The sequence below is a fragment of the Brucella sp. 22210 genome, from assembly GCF_052045675.1.
GTDB lineage: Bacteria > Pseudomonadota > Alphaproteobacteria > Rhizobiales > Rhizobiaceae > Brucella.
In genome coordinates, this window is the sequence record NZ_JBQEPD010000036.1 from 1 (window position 1) to 22,893 (window position 22,893).

The following is a 22,893-nucleotide window of genomic DNA, read 5'->3' on the forward strand; positions in this document are numbered from 1 at the left end:
CCGGGAATTAGAATTTTCCGGCTCTTATGCCAATGGCGGGCTGATGACGCCATCGGGATTATGCAAGGCAATCGGCACGTTATATCCGATTGCCGAGTGAGGACGATCCTCATTATAGTGTCGACGCCAATTCTCCAACTTTTCGCGCGCATCTTCAAGCGTTAAGAACCAGTGTGCGTTCAGGCACTCGGCGCGAAGCTTACTGTTGAAGGCTTCGATGAACCCGTTATCCCTCGGCTTTCCGGGTCGGGAGAAGTCCAGTGTGACCTTGTTGGCATAGGCCCACAGATCGAGGTCACGCGAAACAAACTCACTTCCATTATCAACCCTTATTGTCTTCGGATAGCCAGCACGACGACACACTTTCTCAAGTGTCTGAACGACATCCTCACCACGATAACTGAAGCGCGGATCGGTTGCCGGCGAGTAGCGTGAATGCGTATCGACAATAGTCAGAATCCGGAGTTTCTTTCCTGTTGCCAGCTGATCATGCACAAAGTCCATCGCCCAAACATCATTCGGCCCGATCGCTTGTTGACGATCCTCACGCAGCTTGGCCTTGACACGACGTTTCGGATGTTTATTCCTGAGCTGAAGTCCTAACTCATTGTATATTCGACGTGTTTTCTTCATGTTGATGGTCCAGCCTTCGCGACGAAGCAGGACGTGTACGCGACGGTAACCCTATCGCACACGGGTTTCACAAATCTCTTTGATCCGCTTCTCAACAGCGGCCTGCACGGTGCGGCGGGACTTGTAATTGATAGTCGATCTTTCGAAGCTTAGTGCTGCACAAGCCCGTCGGATCGATATTCCCCAATCAACAAGCATTCCCGCCACCAGATCACGTTTCCGCGCAGGCCTTAAAGTTTTCGGCGGATCACATCCTGCAACATCTCCCGATCAAGCGTGAGGTCTGCAACAATCCTCTTCAGCCGCGTATTTTCCTCTTCCAAGGCGCGCAGCCGCCGTATCTCATCAGGCAGCAGACCTGCATACTTTTTCTTCCAGTTGAAATAAGTTGCCTGGCTGATCCCGCTCTTGCGACAGATTTCCGCTACCGGAACGCCGTCATCTCCCTGCTTGAGAATAAACACCTTCTGAGCGTCCGAAAACTTCGATGCTTTCATGCCTTCCACTCCTTCTCCCAGCCAGGAAAATAGCGCGGAAAACTCTCATTATAAACGGTCCAGTTTTAAGGGAGCAGAGCAAAACCACTTCCGCGCTAACGGACGACGGCATCGATGAGCTCAGACAGATGCTGGCCGACGCACGCAAATCAGCCGTAAAATGGCAAGAATTCCTCGAATGCTTTGTGATGACGAAGAGATCGTCGCTCGCGTCAAGACATATTCTCCACGGCAACAATCGGGCCGTTACGATCCGCAGGGGTGGCTTGCCGACGTTCTTGCATGCATCGCGGACACGCCGATTATCAGGCTATGGCCACACTCGCTCGACCTTAAAATTTGAAAGGACATGAAAAATCATTCAAAGCTGGCAATCTAAATGGGTTCAAAACTGAGCCAAACTGAACGTCGAACTCCGCTCTGAATACGCCGTTGCTAAAGCTCATTCGAAAGTTATTACCATCTTTAAGTTCTACAACTGACTGATCGAACAAACGAAATGGCGACCAATCACCACTGGCACTGAGTGCACGGAGCCACCCTCCAGGCTGAAACGCAACCCTCGAAAGATTCGCGCGCTCTGCTGCAGGCCAAATAAACGAACGGTTCTGTTTCGGGCCATGGAAGTAAACCACATGAGCACCATCAATCTCAAGAATAACCGCGTTGGCTGAGTTACTCAACGATACGGGCTCAACATTGATCTGGATGTTGGGCTGATTCGAACCCGTCGAGAAAAACGCGGCTCGAATTTTTTCAGCGTTTTCAAATTGCGCAAGAGCTTGACCATCTAAATCGCCTCTGTTCACCAAAAACCGCCATCGCCATGGCTTAGTACTGGTATTAACAAAAGGTTCAACATGCTCCTTGAAAAAAGTCTGTAGTACTCCTGAGGGACCGAAAAGTCGCACAAAATCACTCAAAGACACATCTCGCGGCGAATTTCGTACAAATGGATACCGCCCGCTTACGATTTCGTCGCAAAGCTCACGGTTATGCGAATTCCACAGCTCTTGAGCACTCGCTCTCCCACTATTTACGACAAGGTCATTTATGTCGGAAGCGAACACAGTAATCCAATGGTCAAGGGGAGAAGGCAACTGCTTGGCTTCTTGTGTGAGCCGATCATTGGCTAAATTGAACGGATTATCTGCGTCAAAAAAATGCGAAACCAGAATTGAAGAGGTAGCAGCTTTTAGCAGCTGACCATAGAGTGCTTGCAATATTATAGTCAATTCCTTGAACTGCTCTCCCGCCTCGTCGGAAGCTGCGTCCTTCTTTGTTTGAGACACATATACACGCAAACCATCATAAAAATTTGGAGTTCCTAGAGAAACCGCAGCCGTCTGAGCGGAACCCACGCTGTTCGAAACCGGCAGCACGCCCGAAGAGTCAATAGACAAATCCGTATGCTTAGCAATCGAAAGCCCGATCCCTTCGAGAGCGTTAGGACGGGTTGATAGAAGACGCGCGAGCTCAGACGCATCGTTAAAGTTCTGTGGCTTTCTAATTTGAATATCCGACAATATTTCCCGCCATTGCTTTTGAAAGTTGTCATAATACTGCAAGAGAACCGAATTTATTAAATCTGTATCGAGAACCTTCAGTGATTGACTATTTGCAATGCCATGAACCCATTGCTCGTCCACTGCATCCTGAACGGCTGAAGCCAAAAACGGCAACACAATTTCAATGAAACCCCGCCTGGTGTAAATTCCCGCTATTCCACCGCGCCATAAACTCTTGGTTTTTCGCTCAAATAGCTGATCACCACCAGGTCCAATTTCTTCTCCGGGAACCCATGCTGGAAGCCGACGTGAATCTCGACGGTTAATCAGCATGTAGAGTGCCCGCGAGGCAACGCTCTCCTGCTCAATAGCTTTTCTCGCCTTTCGAATAAGGGCTTCATCCAATGTTATGGGAATAAGTGCACCCGATATGAGATGATCAACGTGGTCAAGAAGCGATTTCCTTAAACTAGACTGAGAATCATTAGGGTAAAGTTCTTCGAATAATATTTCCGTTTCGTCACGGATAAATGCAGAAGAAATTGGCCTAAGCCCGCCTAGCATGCCGTAGAATTTGAGTAGATCGAAGGTCAAATTAGCATCAGTTGAAACCGCTATTTTGCGTTGCGCCAGCAAAATAAGCCTTGGCAAAAGATACCTATTGAGAGCATGTAGATAGGCAATTTTGTTTGCTGAATCCAGATTCCGGGATTGCCCGGAAAGCAAAATCGAAAAGCTATGTCCTCCAGCATCTGACGTTAAATTTCTCAAAGGATCTATGATCGGAAGTATTTTGGTAAAATCGGTGTCCGCAACACTGAGATATGAAGAATCTTTGGTAGCTCTGGAGTAAGTTTCAATAGCTTTTCCTTCTTTTCTCACCATTTCATGCGTATTTACGTACGTAAATATCCATACAGCCAAGAAACATAAAGCATAAATGCTAGCAAAAGCAAGTAAAGCAAATTTCATCAATTGACGGCGCCGTAATAGACGCTTGTCAAAAGAAACTAACGGGGCTTCTTTAAAGATGTGCTTCCGAAAAAGATCCAGTAAAAAGTAACTTCTGTTCCCCGTTAGGGGTGAGATCAATGGCTGAGTGCTTGACGCGAAGTAAATGCCACGAAGCAACGGGGGAGATACTAGCTGCGAGCCCGAAGAAAGTGCTGATATCAAATTGCTAATCTTGTCACGCATATCGCAGAGTTCTGCACTGAACTTAAAAATTCTACCTCGCATTTCAATATCCGGCTGCTTCTGTAAACGCTCAAGCAACATGGAATTAACTTCGTGTTGCTGATCCAAGAACTCTCTGCAAAACGTTTCCTGTAGACTGATCGGCGGATGTTCTGATAATGGGAATGTCACTCCCCATATTTGCTCGCGTTCCAATTGGTTAAAATTTCGGAAAAATTCGGAAAAACCGACTAACAGATCGATCTTATTTATTATAATATATACGGGAACACGCGCGCCGAGAGCAACGTCGGCTTCACTCAAACGTTGACGAATTACATTCAACTTCCCTCGAACGCTACTTGTATCTCCTTGTCTTATCTCATCTAATGAGAATATTAATATTATACCATTTAACGGTTGCAATGGCCGATTCACGCGAAGAAGTCGTAACAACGTCCAAAATCGATTTTTGGTCCGATTATCATTATCGACCTCCGCGAACTCTCCAGGTGTGTCAATCAATATAGCTTCTTCTGCAAACCACCAACGGCACTGCGCATCATCGGTGTTTGCAATCGTAGAAGCACCGGCCGGATGGCCGACCGGGAATTTCAATCCTGAATTTTCTAACACAGTTGTCTTACCGACGCGATTGCCTCCTAGTACGATATACCACGGCAACTTGTAGATATAACCGCTCCGCTTGCCGGACAAATTTCGTAACAATACAATAACATCTAGAAACTGCTTTCGTAAGCTAACTTCGGCCTCAGGCAAGCGGCGCTTGTCAAATACTTTAACCCACGAAATATTATTCCTAATACTAATTCTGTAAACGAATATTGCAGCTATAGATATCAGCGTGATTACTGAAATTAATATAAGAATCTTCTTTATACTCAATTCAGCATAATGTTGATGGATTGTATATGCCGATATCGCAAATATAGCACACGCGGCCGCTAATAGCAAAATTTTTGCCCAGAAATATTTTATTGTGTTACGAATTGTTGAATTGAAAAACTTCAGGGAAAAAACCAACCTACCGATCATCATTCAAATCCTGATCTTGCGGCCGCCGAATTCAACTCATCTGAGGGATCAGTTAGTACCAAAATTTCAATTCTCCGGTTCCGATCACGATTGGCAGGCGTATCATTTGCAGCCACTGGTCTGCTATCGCCCAACCCCTCCGAAAGGACCGTCCCTTGTCCTGTAAAAAATGTGAGTATATTGGCCACTGTTTTAGCTCGAGCGCTGGATAGCTCAAGATTGGAGCCAAAGTTCAAATTGTGTATTGGAACACTATCTGTGTGTCCATACACGACTGCACGGCATTTTTCTGCAGCCAAGGCTACGCCTATACGTTTGAGTAGGCTGTGAAATTCAGGTGTTACATTTGCACTGCCAGAAGGAAACAATCCAAAGCTGCTTATTTTCACTAAGAGCCTTCCATTAGAACTGTTGATAGTTATAAGCTGCTTGTCAATCTCAGGTTTAAGAAGCGTAGACAAATTATTAAGGACATCAACTTTTCTAGCGAGAAAATTCGAGACCGAAGCAGGATTGGAGGCCTTAGTGTGCGGCTGCGTCGGCAGAATTTTAGCGGATTCAATTGTCACCACGCCATAGGCAGACAAATCTGATAGTTGTTTAAGAGTCGGCTGGGTGAGTTTATCGACAGCAACATTAAAAAAATACTGTCCAATCAATATTGCTAGCATCAAGAAAGCCGCCAATAAAGGGTACTTATAATCCAGCCAACCCCGGACAGCGCTCTCGAAATGCATCGCGGCGGACGGGTGTAACGACAAGGTTCGGCCTCCCCCACCCTGATATCTCATAATAGTGTTATACAAAGCATCACGGGTAATTGTCATCTCCGTTGCACCGTCGGCCATAATTCGCGTGCGTCCTTCGAATCCTAACGACAAACAAAAATAGAATAAGATAAGTAAATCAATATTATGGCTAGGATTCTGACTCAGTTCTGCAAGAATTTCAAAAACCCTGTCGCCACTATTGACATCCATATGATACGTGGATACCAAACCTAAGCGTGCCCACCCAGAAGCTATGCCCCACGTTTTACTAAGTATCACGTCATCAAGAGTCGCGCACAAAACGTAGTGAGCGATTTTCGCATGAACAGCGTTAATCGAAACTGACAAAAGGTCACGTTCATATTTTTTAATCGCACTAATCGCAACTTGATGAAGCTTTTCTATACTGGGCTGATCAACTGATTGACGAATTCCATGAGCTAGATTGATTATAGGTCCAGCCGCGGCAACGATAACAGGAAAGTATTTTCCCTTCATGCTTAACGAGTTAGCGATGTCGTCTACAAAAAATTGATCCAGCGTGTTCTGTAAGCTTTGGATCGAGTTTTGCTCATTGCTTGGCGTTGTATGTGCATGCTCAGACATGTATGTCATTTCCAGGGGCACCTCTTTTCAATGAGTAAGAAAGAGCTTACTCCTATAACAAAGAATATCTATAAATAAATTGGATCCTATCATTCTCGAATAGCCCAAAGCTCCATAGAAATGTTTGGAAACTCTCCAGCTAAGTGCAGCGCTATCCCACCAGTGTTTGTGAGCTGAGACCATAACGAATTTCGTTTATCAAACTCAAAATACGTTGTTTTCTGACGATAAGGGAGCTGACGTGGCAATACTGACAACGGACGGACAGGAATACCAGGTAGCGCGACATTGACCAACTCGGATATGCGTTCGACTGGACCCACCTTGATTTGAGCAGGAATTTTTTGCCTCATTTCCTCTTCCGGAAATTCCGATTGCACTGAAAGTACGAAATTAGCATCTTTCAGCAGCGTTCTATCGTTAATGGTTCCCACATACATTCCATGCTCTCTCTCCGAAAAAGAAATAAGCGTAGCTGTTGGCCCAATAACGACAGAAAGAAATAAGCGTAGAGAACTTATGACACTTGAGAATGTCGCCTGGAGATCGTCGTGGCGATAGGTAGCGAACTCATTCACTCTCTTTCTTTCTGATGAAAACGTTGCAAGCTCGCCGGCCAGCTGTATGCAGAATTCAAACAATGTTAACGGATGGATCCGATGAGCATTCGCATTAATGTGAGTAAGCATCGCGTCAGCCCGGTTTAGTGCGTTAAGCAACAATAGTTCCCTGATCTCAGAAGCGCGATGATAATCAATATTACCCATATGATCAGCAATTGTTTCAGCGCGATGACGAACCATACTCAGCAGTTCGCTCATGAGCTCAAGCAAACGGGGTTCCGCAGCACAGTTCAACGAGGGAGCTATATAATCAGGGTCGAGTACAATGGTGTTGTCCGCTCGAACTTCGGTTATACGCGCTAAACCAATGTGTGCAAAGCCAGCCAGTTCGCTACCCGTTTTTAGCAAACGCAAATCTAGCCGCCCGACATCAATCGGAGCATTTAAACCGACACCCCAGTTAGTATCGAGTGCTTCGTAACTGGATCTAGTTAATCTCAGATGAGCAGACTCATTTCCAGCACTATTGAACTCAGCTCTGTTGGAACGTCGCAATGGCAGAACTAGGTATACAATCGTACCAGGGACAACACCGTCCAATATAAGCGGCGCTGGCAAATCTGCATCAATCGGAGCTACGAAAGTTGTACCGTCTGGTAAAATCCCGCTTAAACGAGTGAGGGAAAACTGTCCCATTGCTAATACACTTTGATCAATTTTCAACTCCGTAATCCCCCAAGGGTACGGCGCTAGAAAGCGAAAGGTGGTATGAACGAGATGTTCAGTCCAGCGATCTGCTTGCTGGAAGTGCTGTGTCCGCAAGAACATACCTTCAGTCCATAATACTCTGTTTTCAGAACTCATTCCTGCTGATCTTTCCGCAAATTTCGGTAAACAGTAAATCTCGTACGCATAATATAAGTAGTAATTTTTTATCTTTACACGTAGATCAGAAGTTTATCTCAAAGTTAATATTTTAATTGCCACTCGCAATTTATTTATTCACAGACAGCCTTTATATTTCAAGTGAAACAGAAATGGATAAAACTCGACGTAAATATCTATGTTTAAAATTGCATTATCATTGAAAACACGTTTAATAACGCTATTATTTACAACGAAAAACGAGGCGATCACAAGGATCGTAACATTCTATTTGACGCGTTAATTAGAGGATTAACATATTATAAGCCCTCCCAGGAGCAACGACAGAAAGCCCAGATCGATTGGAGGCCGATAGCCCATGCAAATAAAGGTTCATCAAAATCGAGTTTTAAGCATTGAACATTTAGAGAATATAATTGAAATGCGATGAGCATCCAATGAAAATATACCGTTAAAGCTGCGTCGAAATCGTAGATAAGCGATCATGGTTCTGTGACAAAAATTGCGTCACCGCTATCCTTGACTGCAAATGTGGCTCGAAGCCAAGAGTTCCAACCTAAAAGAATTGACTTATCTCCCAGTTGAATGTGAGGGATTTCCTCTTTTTTTAGGGTGAGCTGAAAATCGAAATTGTGATTCCCACCAACATAGAGCCGAGTTATCATATCGAGGAGCTTCAATCTTGAGCCACTTGGGAGTAATGAAACAAACTCCTTGTATTTTACCGGCCCGATGATTATCCGGAAACCGCTAGAATAATCATGAATGTGCTTTCCAGCGATCGCATCAATACCAAGCCGACAATTAGTCTTACCCAAGCTTGTTAACTCGCAAATTGGTATTTCTAACAGTTGCAGTCGAAACTGTTCAACGGTCACAGGCAGATTGGTGAAATCTGTAAGGATTGCATTAAGATTAGCGCTGCTTCTAATTGAATTTGAGAAGTATCCGCTGTATCGCATTAATATAGACTGATATAATTTTTCGCGTGTAAAAGGATTCTTGGTTCCGAACCCGGCAAGTGACAATAATGTTTTCTCAAAGGCATTATTGGATGACGTGCGCCATCGAAGAGAACTCGCTATACGATACTTCTCACAGGCATCCGCAAAAAGAACAGCCAGCCGATCATTGAACAGATCAATAAACGCATTAAACGCGAGTGAGCTCTTTCGAGGCTGTTCGATTGCTAGTTCGTTGAAAAGCGGCGGAAGCGAACCAGTCGGTCCAAAAAGAGTAGCTAGTGTTGAATTTAATGTAACTTCTTCACCTTCATTTGCCTTAATCTCAACAGGAAGCACCTGAATAGATAAGTTGTTCGGTGATCGGATTGTGAGACTAGTGCTCGAATGCTGCGCAACGCGCAGCGCCGTAATCGGCTCAAAGCGTCCTGGATCCCGTCTCAATAATTTCAATAACCTAGAAGGGCCGGCTATCATAATTTATACCAAAGGCCTAGTTGACGCCCGTGCTGGCCAGCTTGCTGTGGCCTCCGGCCGACCCCGCATCTTTATAGTCAAACGCGTAAAGCTGTTAATCGAAGTATATAGACTTAGAAAGTGATCTAAAATACTCCCCAATACGTATGCACTAGCATATTCAATCTTGTCCGGCTCGAATTCAATGACAATGTCAGTGCCACGTATTATACCGTCGCTGTTCAGTCTCTTTGTAGCTTTTTGTGCGTCAACACGTGTAATGGCATCAATAAAATGCCGAGTTTCAGGGGAGTCATTAACCAAATATAGCGACAAAATATCCTTTAGCGCGCTGCCATCATTGTCGGACAGCGACCTATGGTTTAATAAAAGATGAGAAATAAGTTGCCATTCACGCATATCCCGTGTTGGGCGACGACTTGCTGCAGTGGGCGGCGTCAATGCAATTATCGAAGCAATATTATCAATCTTGGTAGCTGCGCTGAAATACGGGTGCCCCCCCCCAAACGGGAGTTTGTTCGATAGCGTCCTGTTGGTGCACAGCGCATCTACACTAGCGACCATCTCCGCAGTCTCGAGTGGGCGTCCATTCCCGTCAATAAACGCGATATCTACATCTGTCGTTAGATCGTCGTCATTCTGACGCCTAGAGGCTTGCCAATAATAAGGAATATGCTCGTCACCGTGATTATTTTTAAAAAAAGGCTCACATCGGTGGTCTCGAGCATTACGGTCCGATAATTGTACTCGTTGCACACTATAAATCTCGCGCGAATTATATCTCCTCGCATCCGGCACAAGCTGATATTCGGTTTTCGTTCCATCGATCAAAAGTGGCTCACAAGCCTGTTGAAAGAGATTAACAATGGGCGTTGCATTCAGTACAAAATCGGTCTCTGTAACTGAACCTATTAAGCTATTATCCAATGTCTTAAAATAAATGAATACGTCAAGCTGTTTATCATCAAAAACTTGTATATTATTGATGTCAAAAAATAAGAATTTCTGTGGTAACGCGAAAAATTCAGAAAGGAGGCGATATCCTGAAAAACTTGTTGCCGGATAGGGAAGCATCGCCTCTTCTTCGCTGTGACCAACTATTCTAAGATTTTCCCCGATAATTAACGGTGCTGCACTATCTCCCTTATGTCTTGCGACGCCGATGCCTAAAACCTGATTAGCTAACAATTCAAATAGGATTGAAGCCTTTCTCCACGGCGCTGACAGATGTATTCTTAGGCGGTTGAGGCCAACCGTTTTTAATGAATATTCCATATTAAGTGGCCGCATTGTGAGATGCAAACAACTCAAAGCACCCGCCACAGGCGAAATTGGACCTTCTATCGGCTGACCAGTGAGTTTAGCTGAGACCATCCTGATAGGAACAAGCTCTATATTCTGTGTTGTACGGAAGCGGCAACTTTCGCCTCCGACGGCTTCCGATATCACTTCAGTGAAGCGTGGAATTATTTGGGCCGAACTGAGTTGTTCATTTGGTTCAAACCTGACCACGCTCATCGCGGGTAGAGGAGCTAGAAAATGCGGATATAGCGTTCCTAAGAGACTGGAGGTTAGCTCTGGAAATTCATCATCTAATTTTTGCCGAATACGCGCAGCTGAAAATGCAAAACTTTGAATCATATGCTCTACGTGAGGGTCATCTGCCACGTCAGCTGTTAAACGTAACCTTCCCGCAATCTTAGGAAATTTTTTCGCAAACATAGCCGCCTTACGTCGTAAAGCAGCTAGTTCTTCATTGTACCGTACAAGAAATCGATCATTCATTCTCTGGCTCTAAAATAAAATGATGCGAGGCAGGGTCGACCGTCACCTCGAAGCAAAATGATGGCATACCTTCCTGCAGACGGACATTTGCCTCAATACGCAATTCCAAGTTCTGCTCATTTAAAAATCCACCATTCATGACGGTGACACGAACGTTAGATAAACGACCGTCCGCTTTCGCGATACAACATTCCAACATACTAAGAAGAGCAAGTTGGACACTCTCTGATTCCAGCTCAGTTGAGGCAAAAACTTCAGTACCATAATACAATATGGAATTTTCCAGCTCTTCAAGATGTTTAGGTGGACGCGTTACCGGACGCCTTGTATTGAGAAGGGCCTGCAAATCTCTCTGGATAGAATCGTGCAATTTCTGCAACTGTTTTGTTTTACTAGAAGGGTTATCAACCAAGCAACCCGGATCAGTATCTATTAGCCGATCAAGCACCGATGATGCAATGACGAAATTTGGCCCATCAACTGTCTTCTCCGATTCGACCATGTCCGCACTAATGTCCTTGATCAAGGAATGAATCTGCTCTGCCAACTTTTTATGATAACCATCTGGAATATCTATTATTATTTGGCCTCATCATTGTATTAAAATAATAATTATATATATTACAACGAATACTTATATATCTGAATGATAAACCACATTTTATAAAAATATTTTTTCTTGTAGCCCAGGATTTTCGAATATAATTTGAAAAACAGTAGACACATCAAATATTTGTGTGCGCGGTTGAATATGGACTCTGCACACGTATTTATCCTGATGACCTGGATATTCATGAATATTAACACTGGCCGCCCGTAATGGATAGCGGCTGCAAAAGTCCAGATCCGAACTGATAGTAGCAGACGTATATTCAAACAGGAATTTCTCAATAATATTGCTCAAACGATCAGCACTCATGCTTGACCCGATTTCATTCCGCATAATAACTTTAAGATACTGGCAAAAGCGTGACACGCAGAGTACGTATTGCAGCATAGCGTTTAAACGAGTATTTTCGTTCTGCTTTTGCGAAGGAAGATGAAGTGAAGCGTTCGAATTGAACACCAGCGTGGGAGACAGATAGGTAGGCGCTAGAGGAATTAACCCATTATCGCGGAAATGTTGCTCTTGAGATGAACTTAAGCGGATACTAACCGGTGGTTGAGCAGACAAACTGTTGGACTCCAGCAGGTCATCATATGGTTCTATATCAAGTGCAGATAGCGCTCCGCCACCTTTACCATCGTACTTTATACCACGAATGTCAGAGAACCAACCTGTTTCAAGGTAACAGCGAATAATCACCAATGCGAAAGCGAATGCACCATTACCCCACAACAGATGCTGGTCCTCCATTCTAATCATCTCTCTAAACGGAAACTGATTTATACGATCGCGTGAGTTGATCGAATAAGGTTTTCGCATTAAAATCCTTGGTCCAACAAGTCCTACAAAACGTGTGTCCTCGTGTTCGCGCAATCTATTCCAGCGCCTGTGGGAACTGTCTTGAATCGAAACTTTTAGATTGGGGGCGTGCTTAAGCTCATTGAAGTCACACAACCCTAAAATCGATGGTGCCGCTTCCGCGATAAAGGGGCAAAACGCAGCAGCGGCAATCGTACTAACCTGTGTGAGAACCGATACAACATCGAATCCGTTCTTTACTCCAGGACCCAAAACATAATCAGCAACGATTAAGCCAAAAGGTTCCCCCCCCGGCATTCCGAATTCTAGATTGTAAATAAAATTAAAAAGTTCAGTTTGATCGAATTCACTGGCTCCTTCGACGTCACGAGCCAGTGTATTCCAATTTAAATCTAACAGCTTCAATTTGACGCCGCTTCGAGATCCTGCGTGACGAGCAAGCAAATAAACGCCACGCCACGCCGCTTCCAATGCCTGAAAGCTTGGATTGTGTATGATCTCGTTGATTTGGCGATTCAATAACTCGTCAACGCAGGATATGAGATGATCGATGCGACGTCTAGTCAAGCTAAAACCTATCAAGCGCTTGATCTCGAGATTAAAGCAAACTTTTTCACGGGACTGTCGGAACTTTAATTCTTGCCCGGGATACGTGCTACCAGACGCATTGATGCGGTCAGTTCCTCCATTTGCAACCATGGACGAAGCCAAGCCACAGCATTGTAAGCACCCGGTCGCCCAACAACTTCTTCGACGGTGATCCTTGCATCGCGTAATGGATATTTGGCACGAGACTCTTGTCCTGCACTATCGTTAGTATTAACATAATTTTGTATCCAGCGATTAAGCCATGCTTCACAATCTTCGGCTTCTAAAAAAGAACCAATTTTGTCACGTCCCATGACCTTTAAATAATGAGCGAAGCGGGAACTTGCCATCATATAAGGCAATCGAGCAGAGATAGCAGCATTCGCTGTTGCTTCAGGACGGTCAAACGCTTTTGGTTTATGCAGGGTTTGAGCTCCAAAAAACACCGCATAATCAGTATTTTTATAATGACATAATGGCAAAAACCCCAACTTACTAAGCTCAGCATCGCGTCGATCTGCAATCCCCACTTCACTGGGGCATTTTAAATCAAGATCTCCGTCGTCACTCGTAAATACATGCATGGGAAGATTATCAACCTTACCGCCATTCTCAGCTCCTCGAATTGCTGTACACCAACCATGCTCCGCAAACGCCTCTGTTAGGCGAACACCCAATACATAAGCGGCATTCATCCAGCAGTAATTCTCATGTGGGATTCCACCATCGGCTTCTGCAACCATCTCATCATATGCAAATTCGTCAATCAACGTCGTCGTCGGACCATACGGGAGCCGTGCCAAAACTCGTGGCATAACCAAGGAAAGAAAACGCGATTCATCACTTTCACGTAAAGAGTTCCATCTTCTATATTCTTTAGTTTCAAAAATCTTCCCGAGATCTCTAGCTTTAGAAAGTTCACGAAAATCATCAAATCCGAACATTCGCGAACTAACGGCGGAAATAAAGGGTGCAAATGACGCCGCCGCTATCGACCCAATCCCTTGAAGAAGCTGTATATCATCTGTTGATTTATCAAACTCGTAATCCCCGATAAGCGCACCAATAGGCTCACCACCGGCGGTCCCAAATTCGTCTTCATAAATTGCTTTAAACAAACGAGATTGGTCAAATTCAGCGGCCTTGGCAATATCCTTTGAAAGCTCCCGTTTGGAAACGTTCATAACTCTAATCTTCAAATTAGAGCTAGTTTCGGTATTTTTCACTAAATACTGGAGACCTCGCCATGTTCCCTCTAGTTTAGTGAATTCGGGCGATTGCATTAATGTGGCAAGTTGAACTGAGATAATTCTATCCAGTTCAGATATTGCGTTATTTAACGAAACCGTGAGATTACGATCGTACGTAATAGATCCTTTCATTGCCTGAGCGGTAAGGGTGCGAAGCATCTCACGAGCGCGTTCAGGTTCCGTTTGCTTCGTAGCGTTCAATACCCTGCCAAGCAAACTTTCTGCTGAATTTTCAGAAACAGTGACAACGTCTTGCCTATGCAATTTACTGTTCACTTAAAAAACTCCTTAGGTCCTGGACCGACAACCACCTAACAATAGTATTACGTTTCATCGTGATTGTGTTGATCGCTTAATTCTTTCTCAAGCTTTGAAAGCTCAGACTTATTTTGTAGTAAATTCTCCAACAGATCCTCCAATTCCTCCGAGCGATCTGCTTTACTTAGAAGGTCTCTTAATTCGTTCCGCGCGTACAACAGAGCTTTCAGAGCGGGAACCTGCTCTACGATAGCGCTCGGTTCAAAATCTTTCATACTTTCAAATTTCAGAGACACCGAAAGCTCAGTGTCGTCGTTCGTAATTGTATTATTTACGCGAAAATCGAGCCCGGGCGACATTCTACGCATAACATCATCAAAATTATCGCGGTCAATTTGCACAAATCTCCGTTCACTCAGCGGTTTCAAGGGCTCTGTTGGAGTACCTGAGAAATCACCGAGGACACCTACAACAAATGGTAGCTCCTTAACGACAGCTCCACCCTCCGTTTCGACTTCGTACTTAATGTGAACGCGAGGCTTTCTTACACGTTCAAGCTTCTGATGGACATTAACCACAACAAATTTTCCTTATATAGCTGGATTAAAATGGATAAATACCTATTACACTTCGGGTTCAGCTTTCGGCTGAATGCCCGCTGCGCTTATTACAGACAAACGTATTGCGTCATCTGGTAGAAGCTCCTTGAGCAACGTCTGAAAATCCATACGCCCCCGCGCTACCAGCGTTTCCAAGACTTGTGACGTGGGAGAATGTGGCTCGGTGCACTTAAAAAAGTGCGCAACACAAAGCAGAACCTTAAAAGCCTCCTCTCTCGATGTGATTGAGACAGGCGCCCGCAGCGACAATTCCGGAACCTCAATACCATTGTCAGCCGAGACAAACAACTCCTGAGACACCTCGCCGACATTAACCGCTGTTTCGAGCCTCGCCATATCCTTGATCGCAGCTGCAACTTCGCATAACACTTGACGTATGTTAGAGGATGCAGGTGCATCTGAGTCACAAATGCTTTCCAGTGCTTGGTTGAGTGCATCAAATTGCTCAATACAACTCTCAACACATTGCAATTGTTCGATCATTTGCGACCTACCCTTCTCCGCAACAGCCTGTTGTAGCTGCTCCCGAAGAATCTCCTCATCAGGTCGTTGCGCTCGTTGATAATCCCATAAACAAGCCACACCGTATACACTGTCCGGCACTAATGAGACTAAACGTAGTGCTTGAAGTAGCACCCCGTCACTACCCCGCCCATTGAGCCCATTCAACGGCGCGACACGCTCCTCGATGGTATCACTCGACACTGAATGTAGATCCATCCCATACCGGTGCACAACTATCGAAAGAACGTTGAACGTATCACGAAGACCGACAAACCCGCGCAGCCGAACCTGGGCCTCCGCCAGCCAGCAAAAAACCTCAAGATCTTTGCTATACTCAGAAAGAATTTGCAAGGCCAGCGAGTTCACATCGGTCCAATGCTGCGAAACCCCTATCGCATCACCAATCGCAAAGGACCTCTCAATCGCGCGCGCAGAATTCCGCGCATCCTTGAGCTCATAATATAGCGATTGCGTCGAATCATGTTCGCGTATATTTATACCACAAGGACTGCCCTCGGAAATCGGGGCCGTTAATAAGGTAACATCCAAGAAATATTAACCCACGCTAAAAAATATTTTGTAACTGAAAATATATTTTAATACGCTATTTAATGGATTGTCAACGGCTGAATCGTTGTTCTATATAGATATAGCAGCATGGTATTCGTTATTCATGGTTTGCCTAATATCCATTATTTAATATAAACTTAAGTAATTATATTGAAGTTAATTAATTGATTACAAATGATTAAGATGCTTAGTACAATGGATCATATCGACGTTCATCGGCTCGTTGACACGCTGCACTCAGATTTGAGAACTGGTCTTGAGGGGGCAGCCTCGTTGGCTTCGCGTCGCCGTAACTCGTCTGTTGAGGTTGTTCACTGGCTGCAAGCGTTATTGGAATGTGAGAACAAGCTTTTATTGCGCGTTCTTTCGGAGTTTAAAATTGAAGTTCGACAACTAAAGTGTGAATTAGATTACTCGCTCCATCTCCTGCCCATAGAGGAAGACGCCTCCCTAACTCTTTCACAAAACCTCTTGAATTTGGTTCGGGAAGCTTGGCTCGTAGCCTCGATCCAGTTCGGCCGACGTTGCGTGTCGCTTTTTGACCTGCTTCTAGCTTTATGCTCCTCTCCTTCTGAAGATCCGAGGCATATTGCTCCCTCATTATTGGGTTTAAATGCGCCGAAGCTACGTACTTTTGCGGCTAAGTTAGATGACGAACCGTTACTAGTCTCCGGAGCCGTTGAGGAGCGCGGATATATCGGAGCTGGCCAGTTTCTTGAGCTTTATACGCATGATATGACTGCAGAAGCCCGAGCTGGCAAACTAGACGCGGTGGTAGGGCGCGAGCGCGAGCTAAGGCAATTGCTGGATGTTCTAACGCGAAGACGACAAAACAACCCGATTTTAGTGGGAGAAGCCGGCGTCGGGAAAACAGCCGTAGCTGAGGCGCTGGCGCTGGAAATTGTAAAAGGTAACATCCCTAAACCTCTTCATGGTGTGCGTTTACTTATGCTTGATTTAAGCTTGCTTGAGGCTGGTGCGGGTATAAAGGGCGAGTTCGAACGACGATTGCACGGCGTTGTCGGCGAAATTAAAGCATCGGTTACCCCAATAATATTATTCATTGACGAAGCACATGCCTTGGTCGGGGCCGGTGGAGGCGTAAGTCAAAATGATGCGGCCAATATTCTTAAACCCGCATTGGCAAGAGGAGAATTGCGTACCATCGCGGCCACGACGTGGAGTGAGTATAAGCGTTATTTTGAGAAAGATGCTGCTCTATCTCGTCGATTTCAACCAATCGCTATTAGCGAACCGGACGAAGAATCCGCTCTTCGAATGTTAAGAGGAATGGTTGACGTATTCAGCGAACATCACGGGGTGCAGATTCGTGAAAGTGCCCTAAACGCTGCAGTCCGGCTGTCTACAAGGTATATAGCCTCTCGTCAGTTGCCGGACAAAGCCATTAGTGTGCTAGACACTGCGGCCGCCTACGTCGCTATGGCGAGGCAATCTTTTCCAGAGGAGCTAGATGCCGCTCATAATGAAATGCACGTACTAGAAGCCGAAATGGCAAGACTTCGAATTGAGCCTGCTCACGAAGAAATTGACGTACGTATCGCGGAACTTGCGCGCCAGAAAAGTGTGCTGCAAGACCAGATTAGCGAGTTACAAGTTCGCTATCAGCGTGAATTAATGCTTGTAGAGCAAGCGGACATGTTGGAAAAAGCGTTAGGACCTCATTCAGAGATACAATTATCTCACCACGAAAGAGAGAAATTCCAAAACCAACTGGCTATGGTTCACGCTGAGCTAAACGAGGTTATCATAGAGCAGCCGTTGGTACCTCAAGTTGTGGATGGTGATGTCATTGCTAAAATCGTAGCGCGATGGACAGGCATTCCAATCGGCAAACTTCTTTGCAATCAGATCGAAGCTATCATTGATCTGGAGAATCGGCTTAAGCAGCGAGTGCACGGTCAGGATAATGTTATAGCGCGTATAGCAGCTGCTATGCGAATCTCGCGTGCTGGCTTATCCGATCCTCGTCGTCCTCCAGCGGTATTCTTGTTTGTTGGGATGTCTGGGACCGGTAAAACCGAAATGGCCCATGCGCTTACAGAAATACTGTATGGAGATCGTAATTCCATTACCATTATTAATATGTCCGAGTTCAAAGAAGAGCATAAAGTATCGATGCTGGTCGGGTCCCCTCCTGGATACGTTGGTTATGGCGAAGGAGGCATCTTGACAGAAGCGGTTCGCCGTCGCCCTTACGGAGTTCTATTGCTCGACGAGATGGATAAAGCCCACCCTGGTGTTCAGGATTTATTTTATCAGGTCTTCGATAAGGGGAGCTTACGTGATGGAGAAGGTCGCGACATTGATTTCAAGAATACCACCATTATCATGACTGCAAATACGGGATCTGAGCTCCTATCAAGTTTTCTAACGGAAAAGGCTATACCGACCGACGAGGCCCTAAATGTTTTGCTCTTACCTACATTAAAGGAGCAGTTTAAACCCGCGTTCCTTGGTCGAACAATGGTTTTGCCATTTTTGCCTTTAGATGAAAATACTCTGGCGACGATAGTTGAGCTTCAGATAGATGTCGTACGAAAGAGGGTTTTAGAGAGATATGGGGCGACCCTATCTTTGAGCGATAGTGCACGCATGGCGTTGATAGAAAACGCCCGTTGTAGTGAAACGGGCGCTCGAATGATTGAGGCTATGATTGCTCGGGATCTCTTACCTATACTTTCGAGCTTCTTTCTTAACGCGGTGGTCGACGGCCGCGTTATAGATAGTGTGAGTGTTGAATTTAGTGCTAATAGTTTTCAACTTAGAGAACTCCCAACTGCTGATAACCCCGGCTAGCCAACCGCACGTTATAATCTCAGAATATTTTCTTTAGGGCTTATAACTTTTTTGCTATAAAAATAACACTCACAATGCAGTGCGCTTCATGTATGAAGCATGCTTTCTAAAAAATAATAAACGTTTTTTGTTGAAAGGAAATAAGTATGTTAGCTTTATTAGATATACCCAATCTAGATGGTAAGTCTGGAGTAGCAGGCTATGAAAAAGCTTTCAAACTGGATACTGTAAATTTTGGAGCAGGGCGTAGCATACGTCTGAATGGGACGGCTCGTGAAAGTTCTCCGCCCTTTGTATCCGAAATAATTGCAACTAGAACAGGCACTGCATCTTCCATTGAATTTTTTAAAAGTATAGTCACTTCCTCCTCGACCGAAAAAATGGTTCTCAATTGCATAAAGAGCGGTGAAGGCAATGTAATGACGAAATTATATAGCTTCGCTCTGGAAGACGCTGTGATCACACATTATAATTTTTGTCTTAGTGGAGATAGCATACAAGAGACATTGGGAATTAACTTTCTTAAAATTGGTTGGACCTCTATTGATTTGGATTCTAAATTGAAATCCGTAAGCCCACAGACTGTTGGCTTTAGTGTACTGTCGAAGGTGAGTTCTTAATTGATGCTTATGTGAATTCCCTTGAAGTATTCCTGTCTCTGAATGAACCGGGACTGCGTGACAACTCGTCTCGTGTTAATTGGGTGACTGTCTGCCGACGACAGTCGGCAGACAGTCACCTGAGCACAGCTTTGCACATTAAGCCGCGAAGCAAATGCAAGCGCGCTTTGCTATGCGTGTGAACTGCCCCCCATTTCGACCGGACATGTCGGCATAAGCAGAAAGGCTCAAGCACAGGCTTGAGGACAGGCTTATGTCTCAGGAGTATCGACACGTTGAATTGCTGACGGGTGATGTTCGCCGCAGGCGGTGGACAACCGAGCAGAAGCTGACAATCATTGAGCAGAGTTTTGAACCAGGCGAGACGGTATCTTCGACCGCTCGCCGCCATGGCGTTGTGCCCAATCTGCTTTACCGGTGGCGCAGGCTCTTGAGTGAGGGAGGTGCTGCAGCGTAACGGCCCGATTGCTACCGCCTGTTGAAGCAAGGCCTCGTGCCGTAAGACACGTCTTTAGCGACGTCGTTAATGACGTGTCTTAAGGTTGAGGTAGACGATGCGGATGGAGATACTGGGCCACGAACGCCGCCGTCGGTGGCGGACCGAAGAGAAGCTTGCGATAGTCAGTTCGGTTGGGGTTGATAGCGCGACAGCCACAGAAGTTGCGCTCCGTCACGATGTATCGCGGCAGCAGATTTATATGTGGCGTAGCGAGTTGAAGAGGAAGGGGCTTCTGCCTCCCTCGCGGGAGCCCTTGTTTCTTCCCGTTGACATGACTGCCGCTCCGCTTGGCTCTGAGCCGAATAGCTCCGTCAATGTTGCATCCTCGATGATCGAATTGCAATTGCGCTGCGGCCGTCGACTTTGTTTTGGCAGCCAAATGGAAGGCGCGGTGCTGACGCGGCTGATCCGGGCGGTGGAACAGGCATGATCGGACCGGGCACCGGCGTTCGGGTTTATCTTGCCTGCGGCGTCACAGATATGAGGAAGGGCATTGAGGGCCTTTCGATGTTGGCACAGGATGTCTTGCGCCAGAAGCCGACAGGTGGAGCTGTCTTCACCTTTCGTGGGCGGCGTGGTGATCGGGTGAAGCTCCTATATTTTGATCGCCAGGGATTTTGCCTTTATTATAAAATTCTGCAGATAGGGCGTTTCCCCTGGCCCTCAGCGGCCGATGGGTCGGCTCGACTGACAGCAGCACAGCTGGCGATGCTATGGGAAGGAATAGATTGGAGACGTCCGGACTGGGGTGCTCCGCCGGCACGTGTCGGTTGATTTTATCTTACTGAAAATACTTGTTTTATGGCGTTCTGTCCTGATTTATGCTAGTCAGGATCATGTCGAATGCGCGCTCAAATCTTCCTGACAATCCAGTCTTTCTGAAGACAATGATCACCGCCTTGCAGGCGGAGAATGCGAAGATGTCGGCGGCGTTGAAAGCGCACGATCACCTGATCCAAGGTCTGATGCTACGCATTGCGCGATTGAAGAAACAGATCTTCGGCAAGTCTTCTGAAAAGATCGAGCGGGAAATTGCGCAACTGGAACTGGCGCTGGAGGATCTGTTGATTGCCAGTGCCGAGCACGAGACCGCGCCCGTCGAAGAGCTTGAAAATGATACAGCTTGTGGTCCGGAGGAGACTTCACAATCCCGGCCACTGCGTCGACGTCCGCGTGTGTCGGAAAATGCCGTTCGCGAACGCCGGGAACTGGATCCCGGTCATTGTTGTCCTGCCTGCGGCGGAGAATTGCGCCTTGTCGGAGAGGATGTCAGCGAAATCCTCGACATGACGGCAGCGAAGATGAAGGTCATTGAGATCGCCCGACCAAAGAAGTCGTGCCGTTGCTGTGAGAAATTGGTGCAAGTTCCTGCACCCAGCCGTCCGATCCCGGGTAGCATGGCTGGTGCCGGTCTTCTGGCCTATATTCTGGTCTCGAAGTTCGACGATCATCTGCCGCTCTATCGCCTCAACGAGATCTTCGCGCGGATGGGTGCCGATATACCTGACAGCACACTGGTGGACTGGTGCGGTTGTGCTATGCAAGTGCTCCGTCCGCTGATCGAGCGCATTGAGACCGAGATCATGAAAAGTGATCTCCTCCATGCTGACGATACGCCGATCCGGGTGCTGGATCGCTCATTGCGCGACAAGGGACTGGGCAAAGGTGTGAAGAAGGGCAGGATCTGGACATATGTCCGCGATCAACGTCCATGGGTGGGCAGCGCAGCGCCGGGTGCGGTTTATTACTTCGCTCCCGACTGGAAGGAAGAGCACGTCCACCATCATCTGCGAGAAGCGAGCGGCATCCTCCAGGCCGATGGTTATAAAGGCTACGCAAAACTATACGAACCTGATGCGGGTGGGAACTGCCGCTTCCGCGAGGTTTCCTGCTGGGCACATTGGCGGCGTGACTTTCATGACATCTGGACCGCGAACAAATTCGGGATTGCGCGCGAGGCTCTCGATCGGATCGGAGCGCTGTATGATATCGAGCGGGATATTGCAGGTCAGCCCGCCGATGTAAGGTTTGTCACGCGTCAAAAGCACAGCAAGCCAAAGGTCGAGGAACTGCACGCATGGGCAGAAAAGCAGTTGCTTCGCATTCCTGGCGAAGGCTTTGCGCTATGGGCTGAGCAGATGGCCGTCACTCTGCCTGTTCCTGGAGGACGGGCGTGTGGCCATAGACAACAACGCTGCGGAGCGCAAGACGATGGAGGTCGAGATCCTCCGCGAAGCACTTTCCAAAGCGGGCTCAAAAAACGTATGGCCCGCCCCGTTTGCAATAGGATTTTTACGATGTTCTGATCAGTCTGCGTCAACGTATACGGTCTCATGAGCACCCCCATGGCCAAGATGGACATCCGCACGTTCAGAGCCCCATAAACGGATCGGCAGTTAATGCCATTTTTTTGACCGGGCTTTCCAAACGCCGTTCGACTGTCAGGCCATCTTCACGATCCTTCCTGCAAACCTCATAGGCTACGCGTTCTTATTGCCTAGCCGGTCTGATTACGCTACCGCAGGGCAACTGCGATCAAAGCCTGTTTCCTTACGCAAAACGGCCCATGCTATCCGGGCCAATTTGTTTGCTAGCGCTACAACCATGACGTTGCGGTGAACACCACGCTCCATCATTGCCTTGAGCCAACGGCCCGTTGGCGTATCACTCTTTGAGAGCGATGGCAGTGACGCTCGAGCGCCATGGATGAGCAAAGTGCGTAAATAGGTATTGCCACGTTTCGATATCCCAAGCAGTCGGGGTTTACCGCCGGTGCTGTACTGTCGAGGTACCAGTCCGAGCCAGGCACCCAGATCGCGCGCT

At 46.4% G+C, this 22,893-nt stretch carries 15 protein-coding genes and 3 pseudogenes; 6 read left to right on the forward strand and 12 right to left on the reverse strand.

The annotated features are described in order from the left end of the window. Nucleotides 1–24: 24 nt before the first annotated feature. The 11 genes and pseudogenes from ACTJKP_RS23255 to tssA form a co-directional block, all read right to left on the reverse strand. Nucleotides 25–1,130: pseudogene (locus ACTJKP_RS23255) on the reverse strand (IS3 family transposase). Between the two features lie 332 nt (nt 1,131–1,462). Continuing rightward, the gene (gene tssM / locus ACTJKP_RS23260; RefSeq protein ID WP_440632356.1) at nt 1,463–4,873 is read right to left on the reverse strand and encodes a type VI secretion system membrane subunit TssM; all 3,411 of its coding nucleotides are present in this window, start codon (nt 4,871–4,873) and stop codon (nt 1,463–1,465) included. Continuing rightward, entirely contained in the window at nt 4,870–6,246 is a 1,377-nt protein-coding gene (icmH, locus tag ACTJKP_RS23265; RefSeq protein WP_440632357.1) for a type IVB secretion system protein IcmH/DotU, read from the reverse strand. Before icmH ends, tssM begins: the two co-directional genes overlap by 4 nt. 89 nt (nt 6,247–6,335) lie before the next feature. Continuing rightward, entirely contained in the window at nt 6,336–7,673 is a 1,338-nt protein-coding gene (gene tssK / locus ACTJKP_RS23270; protein WP_440632358.1) for a type VI secretion system baseplate subunit TssK, read from the reverse strand. A 503-nt stretch (nt 7,674–8,176) separates the two neighbouring features. After that, complete coding sequence (gene tssG / locus ACTJKP_RS23275; RefSeq protein WP_440632359.1) at nt 8,177–9,133, reverse strand: type VI secretion system baseplate subunit TssG; 957 nt, start codon at nt 9,131–9,133, stop codon at nt 8,177–8,179. Between the two features lie 3 nt (nt 9,134–9,136). Continuing rightward, complete coding sequence (gene tssF, locus ACTJKP_RS23280) at nt 9,137–10,918, reverse strand: type VI secretion system baseplate subunit TssF (protein ID WP_440632360.1); 1,782 nt, start codon at nt 10,916–10,918, stop codon at nt 9,137–9,139. After that, nucleotides 10,911–11,444, reverse strand: coding sequence for a type VI secretion system baseplate subunit TssE (tssE, locus tag ACTJKP_RS23285; RefSeq protein WP_440632361.1), 534 nt, complete (start codon nt 11,442–11,444; stop codon nt 10,911–10,913). The genes tssF and tssE overlap by 8 nt, the downstream gene beginning before the upstream one ends. 135 nt (nt 11,445–11,579) lie before the next feature. After that, nucleotides 11,580–13,043 carry a type VI secretion system contractile sheath large subunit gene (gene tssC / locus ACTJKP_RS23290; protein WP_440632362.1) on the reverse strand — a complete coding sequence of 488 codons (1,464 nt, stop codon included), beginning with the start codon at nt 13,041–13,043 and terminating at the stop codon, nt 11,580–11,582. Further along, nucleotides 12,977–14,458: a type VI secretion system contractile sheath large subunit gene (tssC, locus tag ACTJKP_RS23295; protein ID WP_440632363.1), complete on the reverse strand. Its 1,482-nt coding sequence runs from the start codon at nt 14,456–14,458 to the stop codon at nt 12,977–12,979. The genes tssC (ACTJKP_RS23290) and tssC (ACTJKP_RS23295) overlap by 67 nt, the downstream gene beginning before the upstream one ends. 47 nt (nt 14,459–14,505) lie before the next feature. After that, nucleotides 14,506–15,018, reverse strand: coding sequence for a type VI secretion system contractile sheath small subunit (gene tssB, locus ACTJKP_RS23300; protein ID WP_440632364.1), 513 nt, complete (start codon nt 15,016–15,018; stop codon nt 14,506–14,508). Nucleotides 15,019–15,063: 45 nt separating this feature from the next. After that, nucleotides 15,064–16,113 (reverse strand): type VI secretion system protein TssA, encoded by a 1,050-nt coding sequence (tssA, locus tag ACTJKP_RS23305; RefSeq protein ID WP_440632365.1) that lies wholly within the window; start codon nt 16,111–16,113, stop codon nt 15,064–15,066. 216 nt (nt 16,114–16,329) lie between these two features. Here tssA and tssH point away from each other — a divergent pair, with 216 nt between their 5' ends. The 6 genes and pseudogenes from tssH to tnpC all read left to right on the forward strand — a co-directional run bounded on the left by tssH (nt 16,330) and on the right by tnpC (nt 22,407). Further along, nucleotides 16,330–18,951: a type VI secretion system ATPase TssH gene (gene tssH / locus ACTJKP_RS23310; RefSeq protein WP_440632366.1), complete on the forward strand. Its 2,622-nt coding sequence runs from the start codon at nt 16,330–16,332 to the stop codon at nt 18,949–18,951. A 146-nt stretch (nt 18,952–19,097) separates the two neighbouring features. Then, complete coding sequence (locus tag ACTJKP_RS23315) at nt 19,098–19,571, forward strand: type VI secretion system tube protein Hcp (protein ID WP_440632367.1); 474 nt, start codon at nt 19,098–19,100, stop codon at nt 19,569–19,571. A gap of 253 nt (nt 19,572–19,824) precedes the next feature. Beyond that, a pseudogene (locus ACTJKP_RS23320) lies at nt 19,825–20,025 on the forward strand (transposase); the annotation flags it as partial. Between the two features lie 100 nt (nt 20,026–20,125). Then, entirely contained in the window at nt 20,126–20,500 is a 375-nt protein-coding gene (gene tnpA / locus ACTJKP_RS23325; protein ID WP_440632368.1) for an IS66-like element accessory protein TnpA, read from the forward strand. Next, nucleotides 20,497–20,844, forward strand: coding sequence for an IS66 family insertion sequence element accessory protein TnpB (gene tnpB / locus ACTJKP_RS23330; RefSeq protein ID WP_440632369.1), 348 nt, complete (start codon nt 20,497–20,499; stop codon nt 20,842–20,844). The genes tnpA and tnpB overlap by 4 nt, the downstream gene beginning before the upstream one ends. A 191-nt stretch (nt 20,845–21,035) precedes the next feature. Further along, nucleotides 21,036–22,407, forward strand: a pseudogene (tnpC, locus tag ACTJKP_RS23335) (IS66 family transposase). A 173-nt stretch (nt 22,408–22,580) separates the two neighbouring features. Here the strand turns inward: tnpC and ACTJKP_RS23340 are convergent. Continuing rightward, nucleotides 22,581–22,893 (reverse strand): transposase (locus tag ACTJKP_RS23340; protein WP_440632370.1); only part of this gene is annotated, 313 nt, incomplete at its 5' end.